Annotated in this window: 17 protein-coding genes; 9 read left to right on the forward strand and 8 right to left on the reverse strand. The window is 69.6% G+C overall.

Annotated features, from left to right (window positions below):
• Nucleotides 1-20: 20 nt before the first annotated feature.
• A complete protein-coding gene (locus tag FSY98_RS12740; protein WP_144877042.1) occupies nt 21-530 on the forward strand; it encodes a phosphoribosyltransferase in 510 nt (169 codons plus the stop codon).
• A gap of 19 nt (nt 531-549) precedes the next feature.
• Here the strand turns inward: FSY98_RS12740 and FSY98_RS12745 are convergent, their stop codons facing one another.
• From FSY98_RS12745 to FSY98_RS12780, 8 genes are all read right to left on the reverse strand, one after another.
• Complete coding sequence (locus FSY98_RS12745) at nt 550-2,073, reverse strand: ATP-dependent DNA ligase (RefSeq protein ID WP_144877043.1); 1,524 nt, start codon at nt 2,071-2,073, stop codon at nt 550-552.
• Nucleotides 2,074-2,231: 158 nt separating this feature from the next.
• Nucleotides 2,232-3,002 carry an enoyl-CoA hydratase/isomerase family protein gene (locus tag FSY98_RS12750; RefSeq protein ID WP_144877044.1) on the reverse strand — a complete coding sequence of 257 codons (771 nt, stop codon included), beginning with the start codon at nt 3,000-3,002 and terminating at the stop codon, nt 2,232-2,234.
• Nucleotides 3,003-3,027: 25 nt separating this feature from the next.
• Entirely contained in the window at nt 3,028-4,215 is a 1,188-nt protein-coding gene (gene paaE, locus FSY98_RS12755; protein ID WP_144877045.1) for a 1,2-phenylacetyl-CoA epoxidase subunit PaaE, read from the reverse strand.
• Between the two features lie 118 nt (nt 4,216-4,333).
• Nucleotides 4,334-4,840: a 1,2-phenylacetyl-CoA epoxidase subunit PaaD gene (gene paaD, locus FSY98_RS12760; protein WP_144877046.1), complete on the reverse strand. Its 507-nt coding sequence runs from the start codon at nt 4,838-4,840 to the stop codon at nt 4,334-4,336.
• Nucleotides 4,834-5,715, reverse strand: coding sequence for a 1,2-phenylacetyl-CoA epoxidase subunit PaaC (gene paaC, locus FSY98_RS12765; protein WP_144877047.1), 882 nt, complete (start codon nt 5,713-5,715; stop codon nt 4,834-4,836). The genes paaD and paaC overlap by 7 nt, the downstream gene beginning before the upstream one ends.
• Nucleotides 5,712-6,017, reverse strand: coding sequence for a 1,2-phenylacetyl-CoA epoxidase subunit PaaB (gene paaB, locus FSY98_RS12770; protein WP_144877048.1), 306 nt, complete (start codon nt 6,015-6,017; stop codon nt 5,712-5,714). The genes paaC and paaB overlap by 4 nt, the downstream gene beginning before the upstream one ends.
• A 135-nt stretch (nt 6,018-6,152) precedes the next feature.
• A complete protein-coding gene (gene paaA, locus FSY98_RS12775; RefSeq protein ID WP_144877049.1) occupies nt 6,153-7,127 on the reverse strand; it encodes a 1,2-phenylacetyl-CoA epoxidase subunit PaaA in 975 nt (324 codons plus the stop codon).
• Between the two features lie 230 nt (nt 7,128-7,357).
• On the reverse strand, nt 7,358-7,777 hold the full coding sequence (locus tag FSY98_RS12780) for a pilus assembly protein CpaE (RefSeq protein ID WP_144877050.1): 420 nt from the start codon (nt 7,775-7,777) through the stop codon (nt 7,358-7,360).
• A gap of 112 nt (nt 7,778-7,889) precedes the next feature.
• On the opposite strand from FSY98_RS12780, the gene FSY98_RS12785 reads away from it, so the two are divergent.
• The 8 genes from FSY98_RS12785 (at nt 7,890) to FSY98_RS12820 (ending at nt 17,020) form a co-directional block, all read left to right on the forward strand.
• Nucleotides 7,890-10,070: a RecQ family ATP-dependent DNA helicase gene (locus FSY98_RS12785; protein WP_144877051.1), complete on the forward strand. Its 2,181-nt coding sequence runs from the start codon at nt 7,890-7,892 to the stop codon at nt 10,068-10,070.
• A gap of 195 nt (nt 10,071-10,265) precedes the next feature.
• Nucleotides 10,266-11,258, forward strand: a complete 993-nt coding sequence (dhaK, locus tag FSY98_RS12790; protein ID WP_144877052.1) for a dihydroxyacetone kinase subunit DhaK — start codon at nt 10,266-10,268, stop codon at nt 11,256-11,258.
• Nucleotides 11,259-11,262: 4 nt separating this feature from the next.
• Nucleotides 11,263-11,907: a dihydroxyacetone kinase subunit DhaL gene (gene dhaL, locus FSY98_RS12795; protein ID WP_144877053.1), complete on the forward strand. Its 645-nt coding sequence runs from the start codon at nt 11,263-11,265 to the stop codon at nt 11,905-11,907.
• Complete coding sequence (locus tag FSY98_RS12800; protein WP_144877054.1) at nt 11,907-12,671, forward strand: HPr family phosphocarrier protein; 765 nt, start codon at nt 11,907-11,909, stop codon at nt 12,669-12,671. Before dhaL ends, FSY98_RS12800 begins: the two co-directional genes overlap by 1 nt.
• Before the next feature lie 164 nt (nt 12,672-12,835).
• Nucleotides 12,836-14,134 (forward strand): hypothetical protein, encoded by a 1,299-nt coding sequence (locus FSY98_RS12805; protein ID WP_144877055.1) that lies wholly within the window; start codon nt 12,836-12,838, stop codon nt 14,132-14,134.
• Between the two features lie 236 nt (nt 14,135-14,370).
• Nucleotides 14,371-14,748 (forward strand): hydroxyphenylacetyl-CoA thioesterase PaaI, encoded by a 378-nt coding sequence (gene paaI / locus FSY98_RS12810; protein WP_144877722.1) that lies wholly within the window; start codon nt 14,371-14,373, stop codon nt 14,746-14,748.
• Between the two features lie 148 nt (nt 14,749-14,896).
• The gene (gene paaK, locus FSY98_RS12815; protein ID WP_396652349.1) at nt 14,897-16,249 is read left to right on the forward strand and encodes a phenylacetate--CoA ligase PaaK; all 1,353 of its coding nucleotides are present in this window, start codon (nt 14,897-14,899) and stop codon (nt 16,247-16,249) included.
• A 156-nt stretch (nt 16,250-16,405) separates the two neighbouring features.
• Nucleotides 16,406-17,020, forward strand: a complete 615-nt coding sequence (locus FSY98_RS12820; protein ID WP_144877057.1) for a TetR/AcrR family transcriptional regulator — start codon at nt 16,406-16,408, stop codon at nt 17,018-17,020.
• Nucleotides 17,021-17,042: the final 22 nt, after the last annotated feature.

The following is a 17,042-nucleotide window of genomic DNA, read 5'->3' on the forward strand; positions in this document are numbered from 1 at the left end:
GCGTGAGGGAGAATGGACCGGTGACGGATGCTTCGATCGAGCGTGAGACGCTCACCTGGGACGGTTTCGGTTCGGCGACGCGGGATCTCGCGCGAGCGATCGTCGACAGCGGATTCGAGCCGGAAGTGGTGGTGGCGATCGCGCGCGGCGGGCTGCTGCCGGCCGGGGCCATCGCCTACGGGCTGGGGGCGAAGAACTGCGGCGCGATCAACGTCGAGTTCTACACCGGGATCGGCACTGTGCTCGATGCTCCGGAGGTCCTGCCGCCTGCGCTCGACATGGACTACCTCGACGGCCGCCGCGTGCTGCTCGTCGACGACGTCGCCGACTCGGGCCGCACGCTCGCGCTCGCGGTGCAGCTGCTGACCGACAAGGGCGCCGACGTGCGCTCGGTCACGATCTACACGAAGCCGTCGACGATCATCCAGCCGGACTACGCGTGGAAGGACACGGATCTGTGGATCAACTTCCCGTGGTCGTTCCAGGGCACCGTGCGCGAAGAGGATCAGGGCCTGCCGCCGACGGCTTGACCCTGCACCTGACGGTCTGTCACCCGCGCAGCAATCCCCGCAGCGTCTGGATCGTGTCGGCCTCGGCCGGCGTCTTGTCTGTGCGGTAGCTCTTCACCCGCGCGAATCGCAAAGCGATCCCGCCGGGGTAGCGCGGGGACCGTTGCACCCCGTCGATCGCGATCTCGACGACGAAGTGCGGGTCGAGGAACACGGTGCTCTGGGTGCGGCGTGTCTCGTGTTCGGGGAACTGCTCGGTCTGCCACCGCAGCAGCTCATCGGTGAGCCCCTTGAACGTCTTGCCCACCATGACGAGCCCGCCGGGTTCGCCGAACTCCCCTTCGGGGTCGCGGGCGCCCAGGTGCAGGTTCGACAGCCATCCCTGGCGGCGCCCTGATCCCCACTCGGCTCCGAGGACGACGAGATCGTAGGTCAGGACGGGCTTGACCTTGATCCACGCCTTGCCGCGTCGACCGGCGGTGTAGGTCGAGTCGATGCCCTTGATGAGCACCCCTTCGTGACCGGCGGCCAGGGCGTCGCGTGACAGCTGCTCGGCGGCATCGGGGTCGGCGGTGACGATCCCCGGCATCCGCCACTCGCCGGCGACGCGCTCGAGTTCGGCGAGGCGGACGGACAGCGGTTCGTCGATGAGGTCGCGGCCGTCGACGTGCAGGACGTCGAAGAACCAGGGGCGCAGGGCGAGCTCTCGGGCGGCGTCGGCGCCGAAGCGCGACATGGTCTCTTGGAAGGGGCGGGGTCCGCCGTCCTCGTCGAGCGACAGCGTCTCGCCGTCGAGGATGACGTCGTCGACGGGCAGGCTGCGGACGATCTCGACGAGTTCGGGGACGCGGTGGGTCACGTCGGCGAGGCTGCGGGTGTAGACGCCGACGTCGTCGCCGTGGCGGTGCACCTGGATGCGGGCGCCGTCGAGCTTGTACTCGACCGACGCCTCGCCGGTGATCGCGAGGGCCGCGGTCGGGCTGGCCGCCGTGCCGGCGAGCATCGGCAGCACGGGGCGTCCGACGGCGAGGCCGATCGCGTCGAGCTCCTCTTCCGTGCCGGTGATCGCCACGACGGCCGTCTCGCCGAGGTCGCCGGACAGCATCGCGGCGCGCCGCACGATGTCGGCTGGCCGCTCGGATGCCTTCGCGACCGCGTCGAGCAGCACACCCGCGAGGGCGCCGGTGCGCAGCTCGCCCAGCATCGAACGGGAGAGGAAGTCCCACTCCGCCGCTGTCGCGCGCGAGGCGAGGTCGGTGAGGAGGCGGGTGCGCGCGGCGGCCGAGCCGGACCCCGACGACGCCGCCAGGTCGTCGAGAGCGGCGTCGACGTCTGCCAGAGACAACACGGTCTCATCGACGTGCGTCACGTCGAGCGAAGAGAGTCCGCGCCACCCGATTCCGAGCTTGCCCTGGCGTGGTGCCGCGAGCAGGAGGCCCACGAGTACGGGGAGCTCCTCGGCGCCGGCTCTGGAGAGCAGGGTCGCGAGGGCGTCGACTTTCGCGAGGCGGGAGGAGGTGGACGTCACCGTCTCGGCGGTGGAGACCACGTCAGCGAGCTTCATGTGTGCAGTCTGGCACTGGGGTGGGACATTCGATCAGACCCTTGTGCCGGCCGATGGTGGTGGGGTCTGAGCGCGGTGAGGTGCATCGGGATCAGCATTCGATCAGACCCTTGTGCTGGCGGAGCCGGCTTCACCACGCCCTCGCTCACCGCCCTCGCTCACCGCCCGCGGAACTCCGGCCGGCGCTTCTCCTGGAAGGCTGCGAAGCCCTCGCGATAGTCGTCGGTGCCGCAGAGTGCGGCCTGGGCGGCGTTCTCGAGCTCGACGGAGTCCCAGAGGGCCAGCCGCTCGTCGCGGATCCGCGCGACGAGCTGCTTGCTGGCGAGGAAGGCGGCGGTGGCGCCGCGGGCGGCTGCGGCCGCGGCATCCGTCGTCGCCTGCACGACATCGTCGTCGGGGAGAACGCGCGAGAAGAGCCCTGCGCCGACCGCCTCCGCTCCGCTCATGAGCCGACCCGTGTAGATGAGGTCGAGGGTGCGGTGCGCGCCGAGGCGGTCGACGAAGAGGGCATGCCCGCCGGAGTCGAGGGTCGCGCCGAGTGCTGCGAAGGGCGATCCGATCTTCGCGGATTCGGCGACGTACACGACGTCAGTTGCGATGAGGAGTCCGAGACCGACGCCGAGGCAGGCGCCGTGCGCGACCGCGAAGGTCGGCGCGGGGAACCTCGACATGCGCTGCAGCAGCGGTGTGACGAGGCCGCCGAGATAGCCGATCACATCATCGTCGCGCGGGTCGACGTCCGCGATGTCGCGTCCGGCGCAGAACGCGCGGCCCTCACCGCGCAGGACGAGGGCACGGACGCCTGCCCGTTCGGCGTCGTCGTAGGCGCGCCCCATGTCGCTCAGCGCCTGCTCGTCGAGCGCATTGAGCTTCGCCGGGGCGTTCAGGACGATCGTGGCGACATCGTCTGCGATCTCGAGGTCGATCACCTCATGCTCCTTCCGGTGCCTCTTCTCACACGTCGTAGTCGACGACGACGCGCTCGCTGGTGGGGTGGGACTGACAGGTCAGCACGTATCCGCGCTCGAGTTCGTCCGGCTCCAGAGCGTAGTTCTCGGTCATGGTGACGCTGCCCTCGAGCACCCGGGCGCGACACGTGCCGCACACGCCTCCCGCGCACGCGAACGGTGCGTCCGGGCGGACGCGCAGCGCGGCGTTGAGGACGGATTCGTGCGCGTCGACGGGGCTCTCCACGGTCGAAGAGACTCCGTCGAGGGTGACCTCGATGCGTACCGTCCTCTCTCCGGCTCGTACTTCGACCGGACGCGCGGCGCGGACGGGCTCGTCGCCGGTCGTGAACAGCTCGAATCGCACATGGTCGTCCGCGACCCCCACGTCGGCGAGCACGGCTCGGCAGAGGTCGACCAGCGCGAGCGGCCCGCACAGGAACCATTCGTCGACGTCGGTCGGATCGATCAGGGAGCCGAGGATCGTGCGCAGCCGCTCCTCATCGAGTCTGCCCGACAGGACCGGAGCGGTGCGTTGCTCGCGGGAGAGCACGTGGTGCAGCGTGAGCCTGGTCGGGTACCGGTCCTTGAGGTCGGCGAGGTCTTCGAGGAACATCACGTCGACGGTCGACCGATTCGTGTAGAGGAGCGTGAACCGTGCGCTGTCCGATCGACCGAGCACCGTATGCGCGAGCGCCATCAGCGGCGTGATGCCGGAGCCGGCGGCGATGCCGACGACGTGGCGGTGATCGAGGTCGTCGAGCCCCGAGGTGAACGTGCCCTGCGGGCTCATCACGTCGATCTCGAATCCCGCGTGCAGTCCGGTCTGCGCCCAGGAGGAGAACAGGCCACCCTCGTCGCGCTTGACGGCCACGCTCAGCCGGGTCGGTGCGCCGGCGGCCACCTGCTCGGGCGTCCGGTGCTCCGGTGCCCGGCACAGCGAGTACGAGCGTCGCACCTCGACGCCGTCGAGCGTCGTCCGCAGAGCCACGTACTGGCCTGGCAGGTGGTCGTAGTCGTCGGCGAGCTCGCCCGGGACGGTGAAGGTCACCTCGACGGCGTCGTCGGTGAGCGGGCGGACGCTCTCGACCGCGAGCGTGTGGAACGTCGCGCGCCGGCGGGGCGGGCGTCGGTCGTCGGATGCCGGAGGCGGCGGTGCCCCGATCGGCGTCGGGTGTGTCGTGAACAATCCCATCAACGCATCCCGCTCATCAGCGCAGTCCAGTCATCCGCGGTCCCCGCTCGTCCATGAGTCCCGCTCATCAGTGCAGTCCGGTCATCCGCGGTCCCCGCTCGTCCATGGATCCCGCTCATCAGTGCACCTTGAAGTGGTCGAAGGGCTCGAGGCACGCGCGGCATTCGAAGAGCGCCTTGCACGACGTCGACCCGAAGCGGGAGACCTCGCGGGTGTCGAGCGACCCGCAGCGCGGGCAGCGCACGCTGATCGCCAGACGGATGGGGCCGGCGGAGACGGCCGCGCGCCCGGACGGAGGGGCGATGCCGTAGCGTTCGAGCTTCTGCTTGCCGGCATCCGACATCCAGTCCGTGGTCCACGCGGGGGAGAGCACGAGTCGGACGTCGACGCGGGCGGCTCCCGCCGCGGTGAGGGCGAGGACGACGTCGTCGCGGATCGTGTCCATCGCGGGACACCCGCTGTAGGTGGGGGTGATGTCGACCCGCACCGTCTCGGCGTCGAGCTCGACCGCGCGCAGCACGCCGAGGTCTTCGATCGTCAGCACCGGGACCTCGGGATCGGCGACGCCCGCGGCGATCGCCCACGCCGCGTCGCGCGAGAGGGGCGCGTCGTGCAGGGTCACCATGATGCCCCCGGATGCCGTCGGGCGAGCACCTGCATCTCGGCGAGCAGATGGCCGAAGGGAGTCGCGTGTTCGCCGCGGCGGCCGCCGGCGGACGAGGCCGCGACGGTCGGCACCTCGAGCTGAGCCTCGGAGAAGACGGTGTCGATCACGGTGTCGAAGCCCGCGCGCAGGCTCGACGGTCGCACGGCCGCTCTGCCGAGGCGTGCGACGAGGTCGTCGTCGCGGAACAGTTCGTCGACGTACGGCCACACGTCGCCGATCGCGCGGATCATGCGTCGGCGCGACTCGTCGGTGCCTCCGGCGAGCCGCAGCACCCACTGCACGGAATGGTCGCGGTGGTAGTCGACCTCCTTCAGCGCCTTCTCGGCGATCGCGGCGAACGTCTCGTCGGTGCTCGCGCGGAGCGCGGAATAGAGCTCGAACATGTAGGTGGAGACGACGAACTGGCGCGCGATGGTCTGCGCGAAGTCGCCGTTGGGCTGTTCCACGATCCATGCGCAGCGGAAGTCCGGCTCGTCGCGGAAGAACGCGAGGTCGTCTTCGCTTCGTCCGTCGTGCGACCCGGCGTAGTGCAGGAACGACCGCGCGTGTCCGAGGAGATCGAGTGCGATGTTGCCGAGTGCGACGTCCTCTTCGAGCTCGGGGGCGCGGGAGATCCATGCGCCGAGCTGCTGGGAGAGGATGAGGGCGTCGTCGCCGAGCCGGAGTGCGTACTCGGCGACGTCGACGGATGCCGCGACCGCGCCGCTGCCGGAGATCTCGGCGCTCAGGCGCAGCTCGTCGACCGACACGTCACCGTGGATGTCGCCGTGGTGCGTGTCGCCTCGCTCCGCTCGCTCGACGACCGGGAGGGTGACGTCCGGTTCCGTGCTCACAGGTGCGGCACCCCCTCGGAGGCCGTGTAGTACACGGCGTGCCGGTAGTTCTTGCCCGCCGCTGTCTCGAAGTATGCGCCTTTGGCGTCGGGGTCGCTCGTGGTGATGGCGTCGGCCGGCACCGCCCAGATCGAGACCCCCTCGCCGCGCCGGGTGTAGAGGTCGCGGGCGTTGCGAATGGCCATGTCGGCGTCGGGGGCGTGGAGCGAGCCGACGTGCACGTGGCTCAGTCCGCGGTTCGCCCGCACGAAGACCTCCCAGAGGGGCCAGGGTTCGTGTTCGTCAGTGCCGGGAGTGGCCATCAGGCCACCGCCCTTTCGCTTCTGATGAGAGCGCAGGGTTCGTGTTCGTCAACGCCGGGAGTGGCCATCAGGCCACCGCGATTTCACCGCGTGCGAGTGCGCAGGGCTCGTGCGTGTCGTGTCCAGGGGTCGCCATCACGCCACCGCTCGATCCGCCGCGGCCCGCTTGCGGGCATATTCGACCGCGGCCTCCCGCACCCACGCGCCCTCCTCGTGGGCTGTGCGCCGCCGCTCGAGGCGCTCGGCGTTGCAGGGGCCGTTTCCCCGCAGGACCTCGAAGAACTCGTCCCAGTCGATCTCGCCCATGTCGTACCGTCCGGCCTCCTCGTTCCACCGGAGGTCGGGGTCGGGTAGGGTGACGCCGAGGATCTCGGCCTGCGGCACCAGCATCCCGATGAACCGCTGCCGCAGCTCGTCGTTCGAGAAGCGCTTGATCTTCCACGCCATGGACTGGGCGGAGTTGGGGGACTGGTCGTCGGGCGGGCCGAACATGGCCAGGCTCGGCCAGTACCAGCGGTCCACCGCATCCTGCGCCATCCGGCGCTGCTCGTCGGTACCCCGCATGAGCGACAGCAGGATCTCGAAGCCCTGACGCTGGTGGAAGGACTCCTCCTTGCAGATGCGCACCATCGCGCGGCCATAGGGGCCGTAGGACGCCCGGCACAGCGGCACCTGGTTGCAGATCGCCGCGCCGTCGACGAGCCATCCGATGGCGCCCATGTCGGCCCAGGTCGGAGTCGGGTAGTTGAAGATCGAGGAGTATTTCGCCTTGCCGGAGATGAGCTGGTCCATCATGGTGTCGCGTGTGATCCCGAGCGTCTGCGCGGCGGAGTAGAGGTAGAGGCCGTGGCCGGCTTCGTCCTGCACCTTCGCCATGAGGATCGCTTTGCGCTTCAGGCTCGGCGCGCGGGTGATCCAATTGCCCTCCGGCTGCATGCCGATGATCTCGGAGTGCGCGTGCTGCGAGATCTGCCGGATGAGGGTCTTGCGGTAGGCGTCGGGCATCCAGTCGCGGGGCTCGATGCGCTGCTCGTTCGCGATCAGCTCGTCGAACAGGTGCTGCTGCTCAGAGGTCTCCTCGATGAGCGAGAGGTCTGCGGGGCTGGTCATCGTCGACTCCTCCGTACGACTGACGTGTCGATCGCTTCTTTACTGACCGATCGTTAGGTTATTCTGACACACGTCGACGAGGTCTTCAAGGAGCGTCGCAGCGGACCGCTCTGCGGCAGCGGGAGACGAGCGCGCAGACCCACTCCCGCGCCTTCTCGACCGTCCTCTCGACCGTACTCTCGACCGCCTTCTCGATCGACTGTTCAGCCGCCCGCCAGGGGGGGCGTCGGTCAGCGGGAGCGCGAGACGAGCTCCAGGAGGGCGCGTCCGTACGCCTCCGCCGGCTCTGGATGCTCGAACGAGAGCTGCTCGCCGGCGATCTCGACGTCGACCCGGAACGAGTCCTCGAGGCGCACCAACGCATGGAACGTTCCGCGCAGCAGGTCCCGCAGCTGATCCTCACGCGGCAGCCAGACGGCGTCGGCGAGCGTGACCGCGTCGAGCGCCCACTCCGTCGTGCCGTTGAACGCGAGATCCGTGCCGCTCGGGGTCTGTCGTGCCTCGATCGTCATGGCGCTCACGGTGAAGACGTCGGCCTCGGCCTCGAGCTCGATCTCCTCGGGCAGGTCCAGCTGGAAGCGGTCGCCCTCCGCGGGGTGCCAGCGCAGTCCGGCATCTCGGAGGCGGACGGCGAGTTCCCGTGAGATCATGCCTCCACGCTAGCGGCGATGGGAAGGGCGGGATCCGGATCCCCCGTCCGCGCGGCTCGGACCTGTGGACGGCGAGCCCGCGGATGTCCGACGCCTCGTGCAGAGTGGAGGCATGACTTCCCCCGCCGAGACCGCGCCGTCGTCCGTGACGAGTGACGGCACCAGACAGCACGCGCTCGCCGCCCTGCGGGAGTTGGTCGGTCGCGAGGACGCCGATTTCCATGACGGGCAGTACGAGGCGATCGAGGCCCTCGTCGACGGTCGACGCCGGGCGCTGGTCGTGCAGCGCACAGGGTGGGGCAAGTCGGCGGTGTATTTCGTCGCGACCCTGCTGCTGCGCCGTCAGGGAGCCGGACCGACGGTACTGGTCTCGCCGCTGCTCGCCCTGATGCGCGATCAGATCGCCGCGGCGGAGCGCGCGGGTGTGCGGGCGGTCGCGATCAACTCGACCAACGCGCACGAATGGAGCGATGTCCTCGCCCAGCTCGACCGCGACGAGGTCGACGTCCTGCTCGTGTCGCCGGAGCGCTTGAACAATCCGGCGTTCCGCGAACAGCAGCTTCCGGCCCTCGTGCAGCGCATCGGCATGCTGGTGGTCGACGAGGCTCACTGCATCAGCGATTGGGGGCACGACTTCCGCCCCGACTACCGACGCCTGCGCGACCTCATCGCGCAGATGCCGACGGAGGTGCCTGTCCTGGCGACCACTGCGACGGCCAACAGCCGGGTCGTCGCCGATGTGGCCGAACAGCTCGGGAGTCTCACGCAGGCTCCTCTTTCGTCCTCTTCCCCCTCGTCCCCCTCTTCTTCCCTCCCGTCCGAATCCGTTCTCACCATTCGCGGGCCGCTCGCTCGCACCTCGCTGCGACTCGGCGTGCTGCGACTCCGCGACTCCGCGAGTCGGCTGGCATGGTTGCTCAGCCACCTCGACGACCTCCCGGGCTCCGGAATCATCTATGCGCTCACCGTCGCGGCCGCTGTCGACACCGCGCGGCTGTTGCGTGAGCACGGACACGACGTGCGTGCGTATACGGGCCAGACGGATGCCGAGGAGCGCGAGGAATCCGAGGGGATGCTGAAGCGCAACGAGGTGAAGGCGCTCGTCGCGACGAGCGCGCTGGGGATGGGATTTGATAAGCCCGACCTCGGCTTCGTCGTGCATCTCGGAGCCCCCTCCTCGCCGGTCGCGTACTACCAGCAGGTCGGTCGTGCCGGTCGAGCGAGTGACAGTGCCGACGTGCTGCTGCTTCCCGGCGTCGAGGACCGCGACATCTGGCACTACTTCGCGACGGCGTCGATGCCCGACCGCGAGCGGGCCGAGCGGGTGATCGGCGCGCTCGGTGACACTCCGATCTCGACGCCGGCGCTCGAGGCGATGGTCGACATCCGGCGCACGCCGCTGGAGCTGCTGCTCAAGGTCCTCGACGTCGACGGCGCAGTGCGGAAGGTGCAGGGCGGCTGGATCGCGACAGGCGAGCCGTGGACGTATGACGCGGCCCGCTACGAACGGATCGCCGCCGAGCGCGTGGCCGAGCAGCAGCACATGCTCGATTACGAGCAGACCGGCGAGTGCCGCATGGAGTTCCTGCAGCGGGCGCTCGATGACGACACAGCGGCGCCGTGCGGCCGTTGCGACAACTGCGCGGGGGTGTGGTTCCCGCAGGAGATCGCCAGCCAGGCCGGCGCCCAGGCGGCGGAGTCGCTCGACCGGGTCGGAGTGCCGATCGAACCTCGGCGGGCCTGGCCGACTGGCGCCGACCGACTCGACGTCCCGGTGCGCGGGCGGATCCCCGCCGACGAACAGGCCCATGAGGGTCGCGTGCTCGCCCGGCTGACGGATCTCGGGTGGGGCGGCACCCTCCGCCAGGTGTTCGCCGCCGGTGCGCCCGATGCCGCGATCACGCCGCAGCTGCTCGACGCCTGCATCCGGGTGCTCGCTCGGTGGGAATGGGCTGAGCGGCCGGTCGCGGTGGTGGCCATGCCGTCACGCGCGCGTCCTCTCCTCGCCGACTCGCTCGCGCGCGGGTTGGCGGAGGTCGGCCGCCTGCCGTATCTCGGGGCGCTCGCGCTCGTCGACGGCGGACCGACCGGCCAGGCCGGGGGGAACAGCGTGTTCCGACTCGCCGGCCTCTGGGATCGGCTCAGCGCCGACCACCTCGACGTGCCTTCCGGGCCGGTGTTCCTCGTCGATGATTTCGTCGACAGCCGCTGGACCGTGACCGTGGCCGCGCGCGTGCTGCGCCAGTCGGGCGCGACCGGCGTGCTGCCGTTCGCGTTGGCGCTGCGCGGCTGACCGCGCGCTCTCTCGGCCGGGCGCGCCCGCTCGCGCTCTCGCCAGCCAGCCCGCCCGCCGCGCAGCTCTCTCTCTTGACATCGAGTCCCGGCCCGAGCACATTCGACAGTGACGGGCGACTCCGGGAATCCGCGGGCCAGTCGTCGGGAGAGTCGTCGAAGAAATTCGCGCGGCCGAGATCAAGGGAGATCCACCATGAAGAAGCTCATCAACGCCCCGGAAGACGTGCTCGTCGAATCGCTGAGAGGGGTGGCGCTCGCGCATCCCGAGCTCTCAGTGGACCTCGAGACACACGTCATCACCCGTGCGACGCCCAAGGCGCAGGGCAAGGTCGCGGTGGTGTCCGGCGGCGGATCGGGTCACGAACCCCTGCACGGCGGTTTCGTCGGGGTGGGCATGCTGGATGCGGCGGTGGCCGGCGAGATCTTCACCTCGCCGACGCCCGACCGGGTGCAGGCGGCGACGAAGGCCGTCGATCGCGGAGCCGGCGTGCTGCACATCGTGAAAAACTACACGGGCGACGTGCTGAACTTCGAGATGGCCGCCGAGCTCGCCTCCATGGAGGGTATCGAGGTCGGCACCGTGATCGTCGACGACGACGTCGCCGTGCAGGATTCCCTCTACACCGCGGGTCGCCGCGGGGTGGGGCTCACGGTGCTCCTGGAGAAGCTCGTCGGAGCCGCGGCCGAGGAAGGGCAGGATCTCGCGTCGGTCGTCGCGCTCGCGCAGCGCATCAACGGCCAGGGTCGCTCCATGGGCATGGCGCTCACCAGCTGCACCGTCCCCGCCGCGGGGAAGCCGACGTTCGATCTGCCCGACGACCAGATGGAGATCGGCATCGGCATTCACGGCGAGCCCGGCCGTCACCGTGAGCCGCTGGCTCCGGCATCCGAGATCGCACGTCAGCTCGTCGAGCCGATCGTCGCCGACCTCGACCGCACCGGACCTGCGATCGTCATGGTGAACGGCATGGGGGCGACTCCGCAGATCGAGCTGTACCTGATGTACGCCGAGGTGGCTGCGCTGCTCGAGAAGGCGGGGATCGAGGTCGTGCGCAGCCTCGTCGGCAACTACATCACCTCTCTCGACATGGCCGGGTGCTCCGTCACGGTGCTGGCGGCGGACGACGAGCTCCTGCGGCTGTGGGATGCTCCCGTCAACACTCCGGGTCTGCGCTGGGGGGTGTGACCGCATGACCGACACCATCGGCACCGCGACCCTCGTCGACTGGGTCACCCGCTTCCGCGACTCGATCGCCGAGAATCGCGAGTGGCTGACGGAACTGGACTCGGCGATCGGTGATGCCGACCACGGCGCGAACATGTCGCGCGGCATGACGGCGGTCGTCGACAAGCTCGCTTCCGCCACCCCGTCGACGATCGACGAGCTGCTCAAGAGCGTCGGGATGACTCTGGTGAGTTCGGTGGGCGGCGCGAGCGGCCCGTTGTACGGCACGCTGTTCCTGCGCATGGGGGTGTCGGCCGGGGCGGTCGCCGAGCTCGATGCCGCAGGCCTCGCCGCGGCGTTGCGCGCCGGCGTCGACGGCATCGTCGCGCGCGGCAAGGCCGAAGCAGGCGATAAGACGCTGATCGACGCCATGTCGCCCGCGGTCGACGCGCTCGACGCGGGCGTCTCCCGCGGGGCAGGGCTGGCTGACGCCACCGCCGCAGCCGCGAAGGCCGCGGCGGCGGGTCGCGATTCCACTCTGCCGCTGGTGGCCCGCAAAGGACGCGCGAGCTACCTGGGCGAACGCAGCGCCGGACACCTCGACCCGGGCGCGGCGTCCGTGACCCTCCTCTTCGACGCGCTCGCCGACGCGGTCGCCGGCGCGTCCTGATGATCGGTGTCGTCGCCGTCTCCCACAGCGCTCGGCTCGGAGAGGCGGCCCTCGAGCTCGCCATGCAGATGGTCCCGGCGGGCGAGGTGCAGGTGCGCGTGGCAGCCGGCGCGGGTGCGGATGCCGACGGCACGCCCATTCTCGGCACCGACGCGGTCGCCGTGGCTTCCGCGATGGACGAACTCGCTTCCGACTGCGACGGGGTGCTCGTGCTCATGGACCTCGGGTCGGCTGTGATGAGCGCTGAACTCGCGCTCGAGCTGCGCACGAGCGTCGTGCCGGTCCGGCTCGTCCCCGCTCCTTTCGTCGAGGGGCTGCTCGCGGCGGTGGTATCGGCGTCGGCCGGGCGAGAGATGGATGCCGTCGCTGCCGAGGCCATGGCGGCGCTCACATCCAAGACGGAGCAGTTGGGCGAGTACCGTGCGAGCGCCGTCGATGATGCTTCCACTGCGGACGGCGGGGGCGGTGCGCAGGGTCTCACCCGCACCGTCCGGGTGCGCAACCCGCTCGGCATCCACGCGCGTCCGGCTGCACTGATCGTCAAGGCCTCGGCCGGTGCGGAGGTGACACTGCGACGGCTGCCGGACGGCCCCGAGGCGTCGGCCGCGAGTCTGACGCGCCTGCTCGTGCTCGGCGCGAGGCAGGGGGATGAGATCGCGCTGACCGCGACGGGACCGAGCGCCGCGGATGCGCTCGATGGCGTGGCGACGCTGTTCGACGAGGGTTTCGGCGAGGGCACATCGTCGTCCCCGCACGTCCCGTGATCGCGCCCTCATAGCGGTCGACCGGCACGTATGCCGTCGAAGGAATGTGACCTGTAACGGTTTCACGTCGAGTTCGCGTCCTGCATTCCGACATACCGCGAACGAATCTAGGATCGCCGCAGGGGCAGCGCCCTGGTGGCGCGAGCGGACCATCGGAGGGTCGAATGCACAGTGGAGTACGTCCAGTAACGCGTCGGAGACGCGCGCTCGCCACGACGGCCGTGGTCGCGCTCGCGCTGCTCACAGCCTGCACGCCTAAGCCAGCGCCCGAAGCCAGTTCCTCGGCGTCTCCCTCTCCCGCTCCGTCGACCCCGGCGCCCTACGACGGGCCGGTACAGTTCGTCGGCGACGAGCTCGCACTGTTCGCGCTGACGGCGAAGGAAATCGCGGGGGTCTTCCCCGGGTCGCCCCCGGCGGGATCGGTCACCGACCACTTGACCGAGTACTCCGATGGCGGCGGACCGCCGTACAGTCCCGAGGTCTGCGCGATTCTCGTCGCGGAGCCGTCCCTGCGCAGCATCGGCGCGCGGGTCATCCCCTGGGAGGGCGTCGACGGCGACGCGAGCACGGGAGCCCAGCAGATCCTCCAGTACCCGTCCGAAGAGCACGCCGCAGACGCGATGACGCAGCTCCTGTCGACGGTGGACCAGTGCGCGCAGTTCGACGCGGACGGGCCCGGCTCCTTCGACGCCGTCTTGGTTCCCGATGAGGATGGCGTCCGCGCCCTCGCCGGGACCTTCTCAGCGGACTTCTCCGGCAACCCATGGACCGCACACCACGAGTTCGTCTCGGCCGGCAATGTCCTCGTGCACCTCTGGCAGCCTTCGCCGGACGAGGGCGGATTCGACGCAGAATCCGCGGCCGTGCTGCTGCGTGACCGAGCTGTCGCCGCGCAGCAGTCCCTCATCGAGAAGTTGACGGACGAGCCGCCCGAGACGTCCGAACCGGAACCGGTCGATCCCGCCTCGGCGTGGAACGAGTGGGAGTTCACCCCGGACGGCGTCGGGCCGCTGCGCCTCGGTGACGCGCGCGAGACGGTGCTGGCCGCTGCGCCGGGTGCGACGTCGGAGGAGATCGTCGACGGCGCCTACGTGCGGCTGCGGTCACCCGATGGCGCGGCCTCGCTCGTGCTGCACTTCACCGAGCAGGATCAGCTCGAGAGCATCACTGCGGGCGACGCGAACATCGTCGGTGACGGAGAGTTCGATGGCGCAGCTCTCCCCGCGGCCGGGGGAGTGCGTGTGGGTGCGTCCCTCGTTGACGCGGTCACGGCATTCCCCATGGGCACGTACGTGCGAGTGGTCTCCTCGGGCGAATACTTCTACCGCTGGGCGACGCGAGACGGGCGGGTCATCGACTTCCGTGCCGATCGGAGCACCGACGACCAGGACGCGATGATCAGCGGCGTGACCGTGACCGACGCGACGCTGGCGCCGACGGCCACCCACCTCGTCGTCGATTGACCCCGCTGCTCGACCGATGGGCGGCAGGGCTTGGTCGAAAACACCTCTTTACTAACCGATCGTTCAGTTAGTATGGTCGGGTCGGATGCTGCGCGAGCGGTGTCCGCCTCGACGAGGAGGTCGACATGGCAGAGACCCGCACCGCTGACGAGCCCGTGCCCGTTCCCGAGTCCGACCAGCCCGTTCCCGGGTCCGACCAGCCGGTTCATGAGTCCGCCCCGCCTCCGAACCGCGCGATGATGCAGCGGGATCGCGCCTCGGCGTCCCTCGGGCTGGTCGTCGGCCGAGACGACCCCGGATACGCGGTCGTCTCGATGCGCGTCCGAGACGATATGACCAACGGCTTCCGCATCACCCACGGCGGTTTCGTGTTCGCGCTCGCCGACACAGCTTTCGCGATCGCGTGCAACGAGGACGACCGGGTGACGGTCGCTGCCGGTGCCGACATCTCCTTCCTCAAGTCGACGACGGCCGGTCAGACGCTGACTGCGACCGCGGTGCGCCGCGCCCGATCGGGGCGCTCAGGTATCTACGACGTGACGGTCGTCGACGAACTCGGCGATACGGTCGCCGAGTTCCGCGGGCGTTCGCGCACAACATCGCAGACCTTCTGACCGCATCCGCTCCGACAGCGACCTTCCGACCGCATCTCCCTGACCGCATCCGCTCCGACAGCGACATTTCCAGGCGCATTTCCCAGACCGCATCCGTTTTGACCGCACTTCCAGACCGCATCCTCTTCGATCACAGACTGGAGCACTCATGTCGATGACGACCGAACCCTCCACCGCATCATCTCCGCCCGCCTCCATCTCGATGATCCGCCCGCCCTCCGCCGACGAACTCGACCCGGAGGAGCGGCTGAGCCGGCCGGAGATCGAGCAGTTGCAGCTGACGAGGCTGCAGCAGACCGTGCAGCATGCATATGCGAACGTGCCGCTCTACACGCGCAAGTTCGACGAGGCGGGTGTGCACCCGGACGACATCCGCTCGCTCGCCGATGTCGAGCGGCTGCCGTTCACGACGAAGGCGGACCTGCGCGAGACCTATCCGTTCGGGATGTTCGCGGTGCCGATGAGTGAGGTGGCGCGCATCCACGCCTCCAGCGGCACGACCGGACGGCCGACGGTCGTCGGCTATACGCGGGGCGACCTGGATCGCTGGGGCAGCCTGGTGGCGCGCTCGCTGCGGGCCGCCGGTATCCGTCGCGGAATGAAGGTGCACAATGCCTACGGCTATGGGCTCTTCACCGGCGGGCTCGGCGCTCACGCCGGTATCGAGGCTCTCGGAGCGACGGTCATCCCGGTCTCGGGCGGCCAGACCGCGCGGCAGGTGCAGCTCATCCGCGATTTCGAGCCGGAGGCGATCCTGTGCACCCCGAGCTACCTGCTGACGATCGCCGATGCGATGGCGGCGCAGGGCATCGATCCGCGGTCGACGTCGCTGAAGGTGGCGGTGCTGGGTGCTGAGCCGTGGACCAACGAGATGAGGCGCGAGCTCGAGCAACGGCTGGGCATCGACGCGGTCGACATCTACGGCCTGAGCGAGGTGATGGGCCCCGGCGTCGGAAGCGAATGTCTGGAGGGCAAGGATGGTCCGCACCTGTGGGAGGACCACTTCCTGCCCGAGGTCATCGACGCGGAGACGGGGGCGGCGTTGCCGGACGGCGAGCTCGGTGAGCTCGTGTTCACGTCTTTGACGAAGGAGGCGTTCCCGGTGATCCGGTATCGGACGCGCGATCTCACGCGGCTGCTCCCCGGCACCGCGCGTCCGGGGATGCGGCGCATGGAGAAGGTCACCGGGCGCAACGACGACATGATCATCGTGCGGGGGGTGAACCTGTTCCCGACGCAGATCGAGGAGCTGGTGCTCGGCATCGAGCAGCTCACGCCGCATTTCATCCTCGAACTCACCAAGGAGGGCCGGATGGATGCTCTCACGGTGCGGATCGAGCGCCATCCCGATCTGTCGGTCGAGACCTGCGAGAGCGCTGCGGCGGTTCTTGCTCAGCGCATCAAGGTCTTCGTCGGGTCGACGGTCGGGGTGCGGCTCGAAGAGCCGGGTGCTCTGCCGCGTAGTGAGGGCAAGTACAAGCGGGTGTACGACCTGCGGTGAACTGTCGGGCGCTGGAGCTGATGTTGAACTACTGAGCCGCGAGCCGGGTGCTCTGCCGCGTAGTGAGGGCAAGTACAAGCGGGTGTACGACCTGCGGTGAACTCGCGCCCCGCGCGCTGCGCACCCGGTCGATCCGCGGGTGGGAGACTGGTTGCGATGTCCGAGATGCAGAGTGCGCGACGCGGTCGCCCGGGGTATGACCAGCAGGGGATCCTCGCGGTCGCCGTGGCCGCGTTCAACGAGTACGGCTATGACGCGACGTCGATCGGCATGCTGGCCGAGCGGCTGGGTCTGTCGAAGTCCGCGATCTACCACCACTTCGGCTCGAAGGACGAGATCCTCGATCGGGCGCTCGACTCCGCGCTGAGCAGCCTCGAGGCAGTCGTGGAGGAGCCTGAGGGCGGCGCGGAGGGTTCGGTCTCCGCCAGTGCCGCGGATCGGCTCGAGCACGTGCTGCGGGGTGCGGTCCACGTGCTCGTCGATCAGCTGCCAGCGGTCACTCTGCTGCTGCGGGTGCGCGGCAACACCGACGTCGAACGGGCTGCCCTGTCTCGTCGACGGACGTTCGATCGCCGCATCACCGCGCTCGTCTCGGCCGCGCAGGACGAGGGCGCGCTGCGCGACGACATCGATGCGAGCGTCGCCTCGCGTCTCACGTTCGGCATGATCAATTCGATCGTCGAGTGGTATCGCCCTGGCGGGCGGGAGGGCGCCGACCGGCTTGCCGACGACGTCGTCGCGATCGCGCTCGATGGGTTGCGCAAGCGCTGACTCGGCGTGGGTGATTCCGCCT

It is taken from the genome of Microbacterium sp. 1.5R (genome assembly GCF_007667425.1).
GTDB lineage: Bacteria > Actinomycetota > Actinomycetes > Actinomycetales > Microbacteriaceae > Microbacterium.

Excerpts from the sequence above, each read along its gene's own strand:
- paaE (WP_144877045.1), bottom strand. The coding sequence starts at position 4,215 with ATGGGATTGTTCACGACACACCCGACGCCGATCGGGGCACCGCCGCCT.
- dhaK (WP_144877052.1), top strand. The coding sequence starts at position 10,266 with ATGAAGAAGCTCATCAACGCCCCGGAAGACGTGCTCGTCGAATCGCTG.
- paaI (WP_144877722.1), top strand. The coding sequence starts at position 14,371 with ATGATGCAGCGGGATCGCGCCTCGGCGTCCCTCGGGCTGGTCGTCGGC.
- FSY98_RS12745 (WP_144877043.1), bottom strand. The coding sequence starts at position 2,073 with ATGAAGCTCGCTGACGTGGTCTCCACCGCCGAGACGGTGACGTCCACC.
- paaD (WP_144877046.1), bottom strand. The coding sequence starts at position 4,840 with ATGGTGACCCTGCACGACGCGCCCCTCTCGCGCGACGCGGCGTGGGCG.
- FSY98_RS12800 (WP_144877054.1), top strand. The coding sequence starts at position 11,907 with ATGATCGGTGTCGTCGCCGTCTCCCACAGCGCTCGGCTCGGAGAGGCG.
- dhaL (WP_144877053.1), top strand. The coding sequence starts at position 11,263 with ATGACCGACACCATCGGCACCGCGACCCTCGTCGACTGGGTCACCCGC.
- paaK (WP_396652349.1), top strand. The coding sequence starts at position 14,897 with ATGTCGATGACGACCGAACCCTCCACCGCATCATCTCCGCCCGCCTCC.
- paaA (WP_144877049.1), bottom strand. The coding sequence starts at position 7,127 with ATGACCAGCCCCGCAGACCTCTCGCTCATCGAGGAGACCTCTGAGCAG.
- FSY98_RS12785 (WP_144877051.1), top strand. The coding sequence starts at position 7,890 with ATGACTTCCCCCGCCGAGACCGCGCCGTCGTCCGTGACGAGTGACGGC.
- FSY98_RS12805 (WP_144877055.1), top strand. The coding sequence starts at position 12,836 with ATGCACAGTGGAGTACGTCCAGTAACGCGTCGGAGACGCGCGCTCGCC.
- paaB (WP_144877048.1), bottom strand. The coding sequence starts at position 6,017 with ATGGCCACTCCCGGCACTGACGAACACGAACCCTGGCCCCTCTGGGAG.
- FSY98_RS12780 (WP_144877050.1), bottom strand. The coding sequence starts at position 7,777 with ATGATCTCACGGGAACTCGCCGTCCGCCTCCGAGATGCCGGACTGCGC.
- FSY98_RS12820 (WP_144877057.1), top strand. The coding sequence starts at position 16,406 with ATGTCCGAGATGCAGAGTGCGCGACGCGGTCGCCCGGGGTATGACCAG.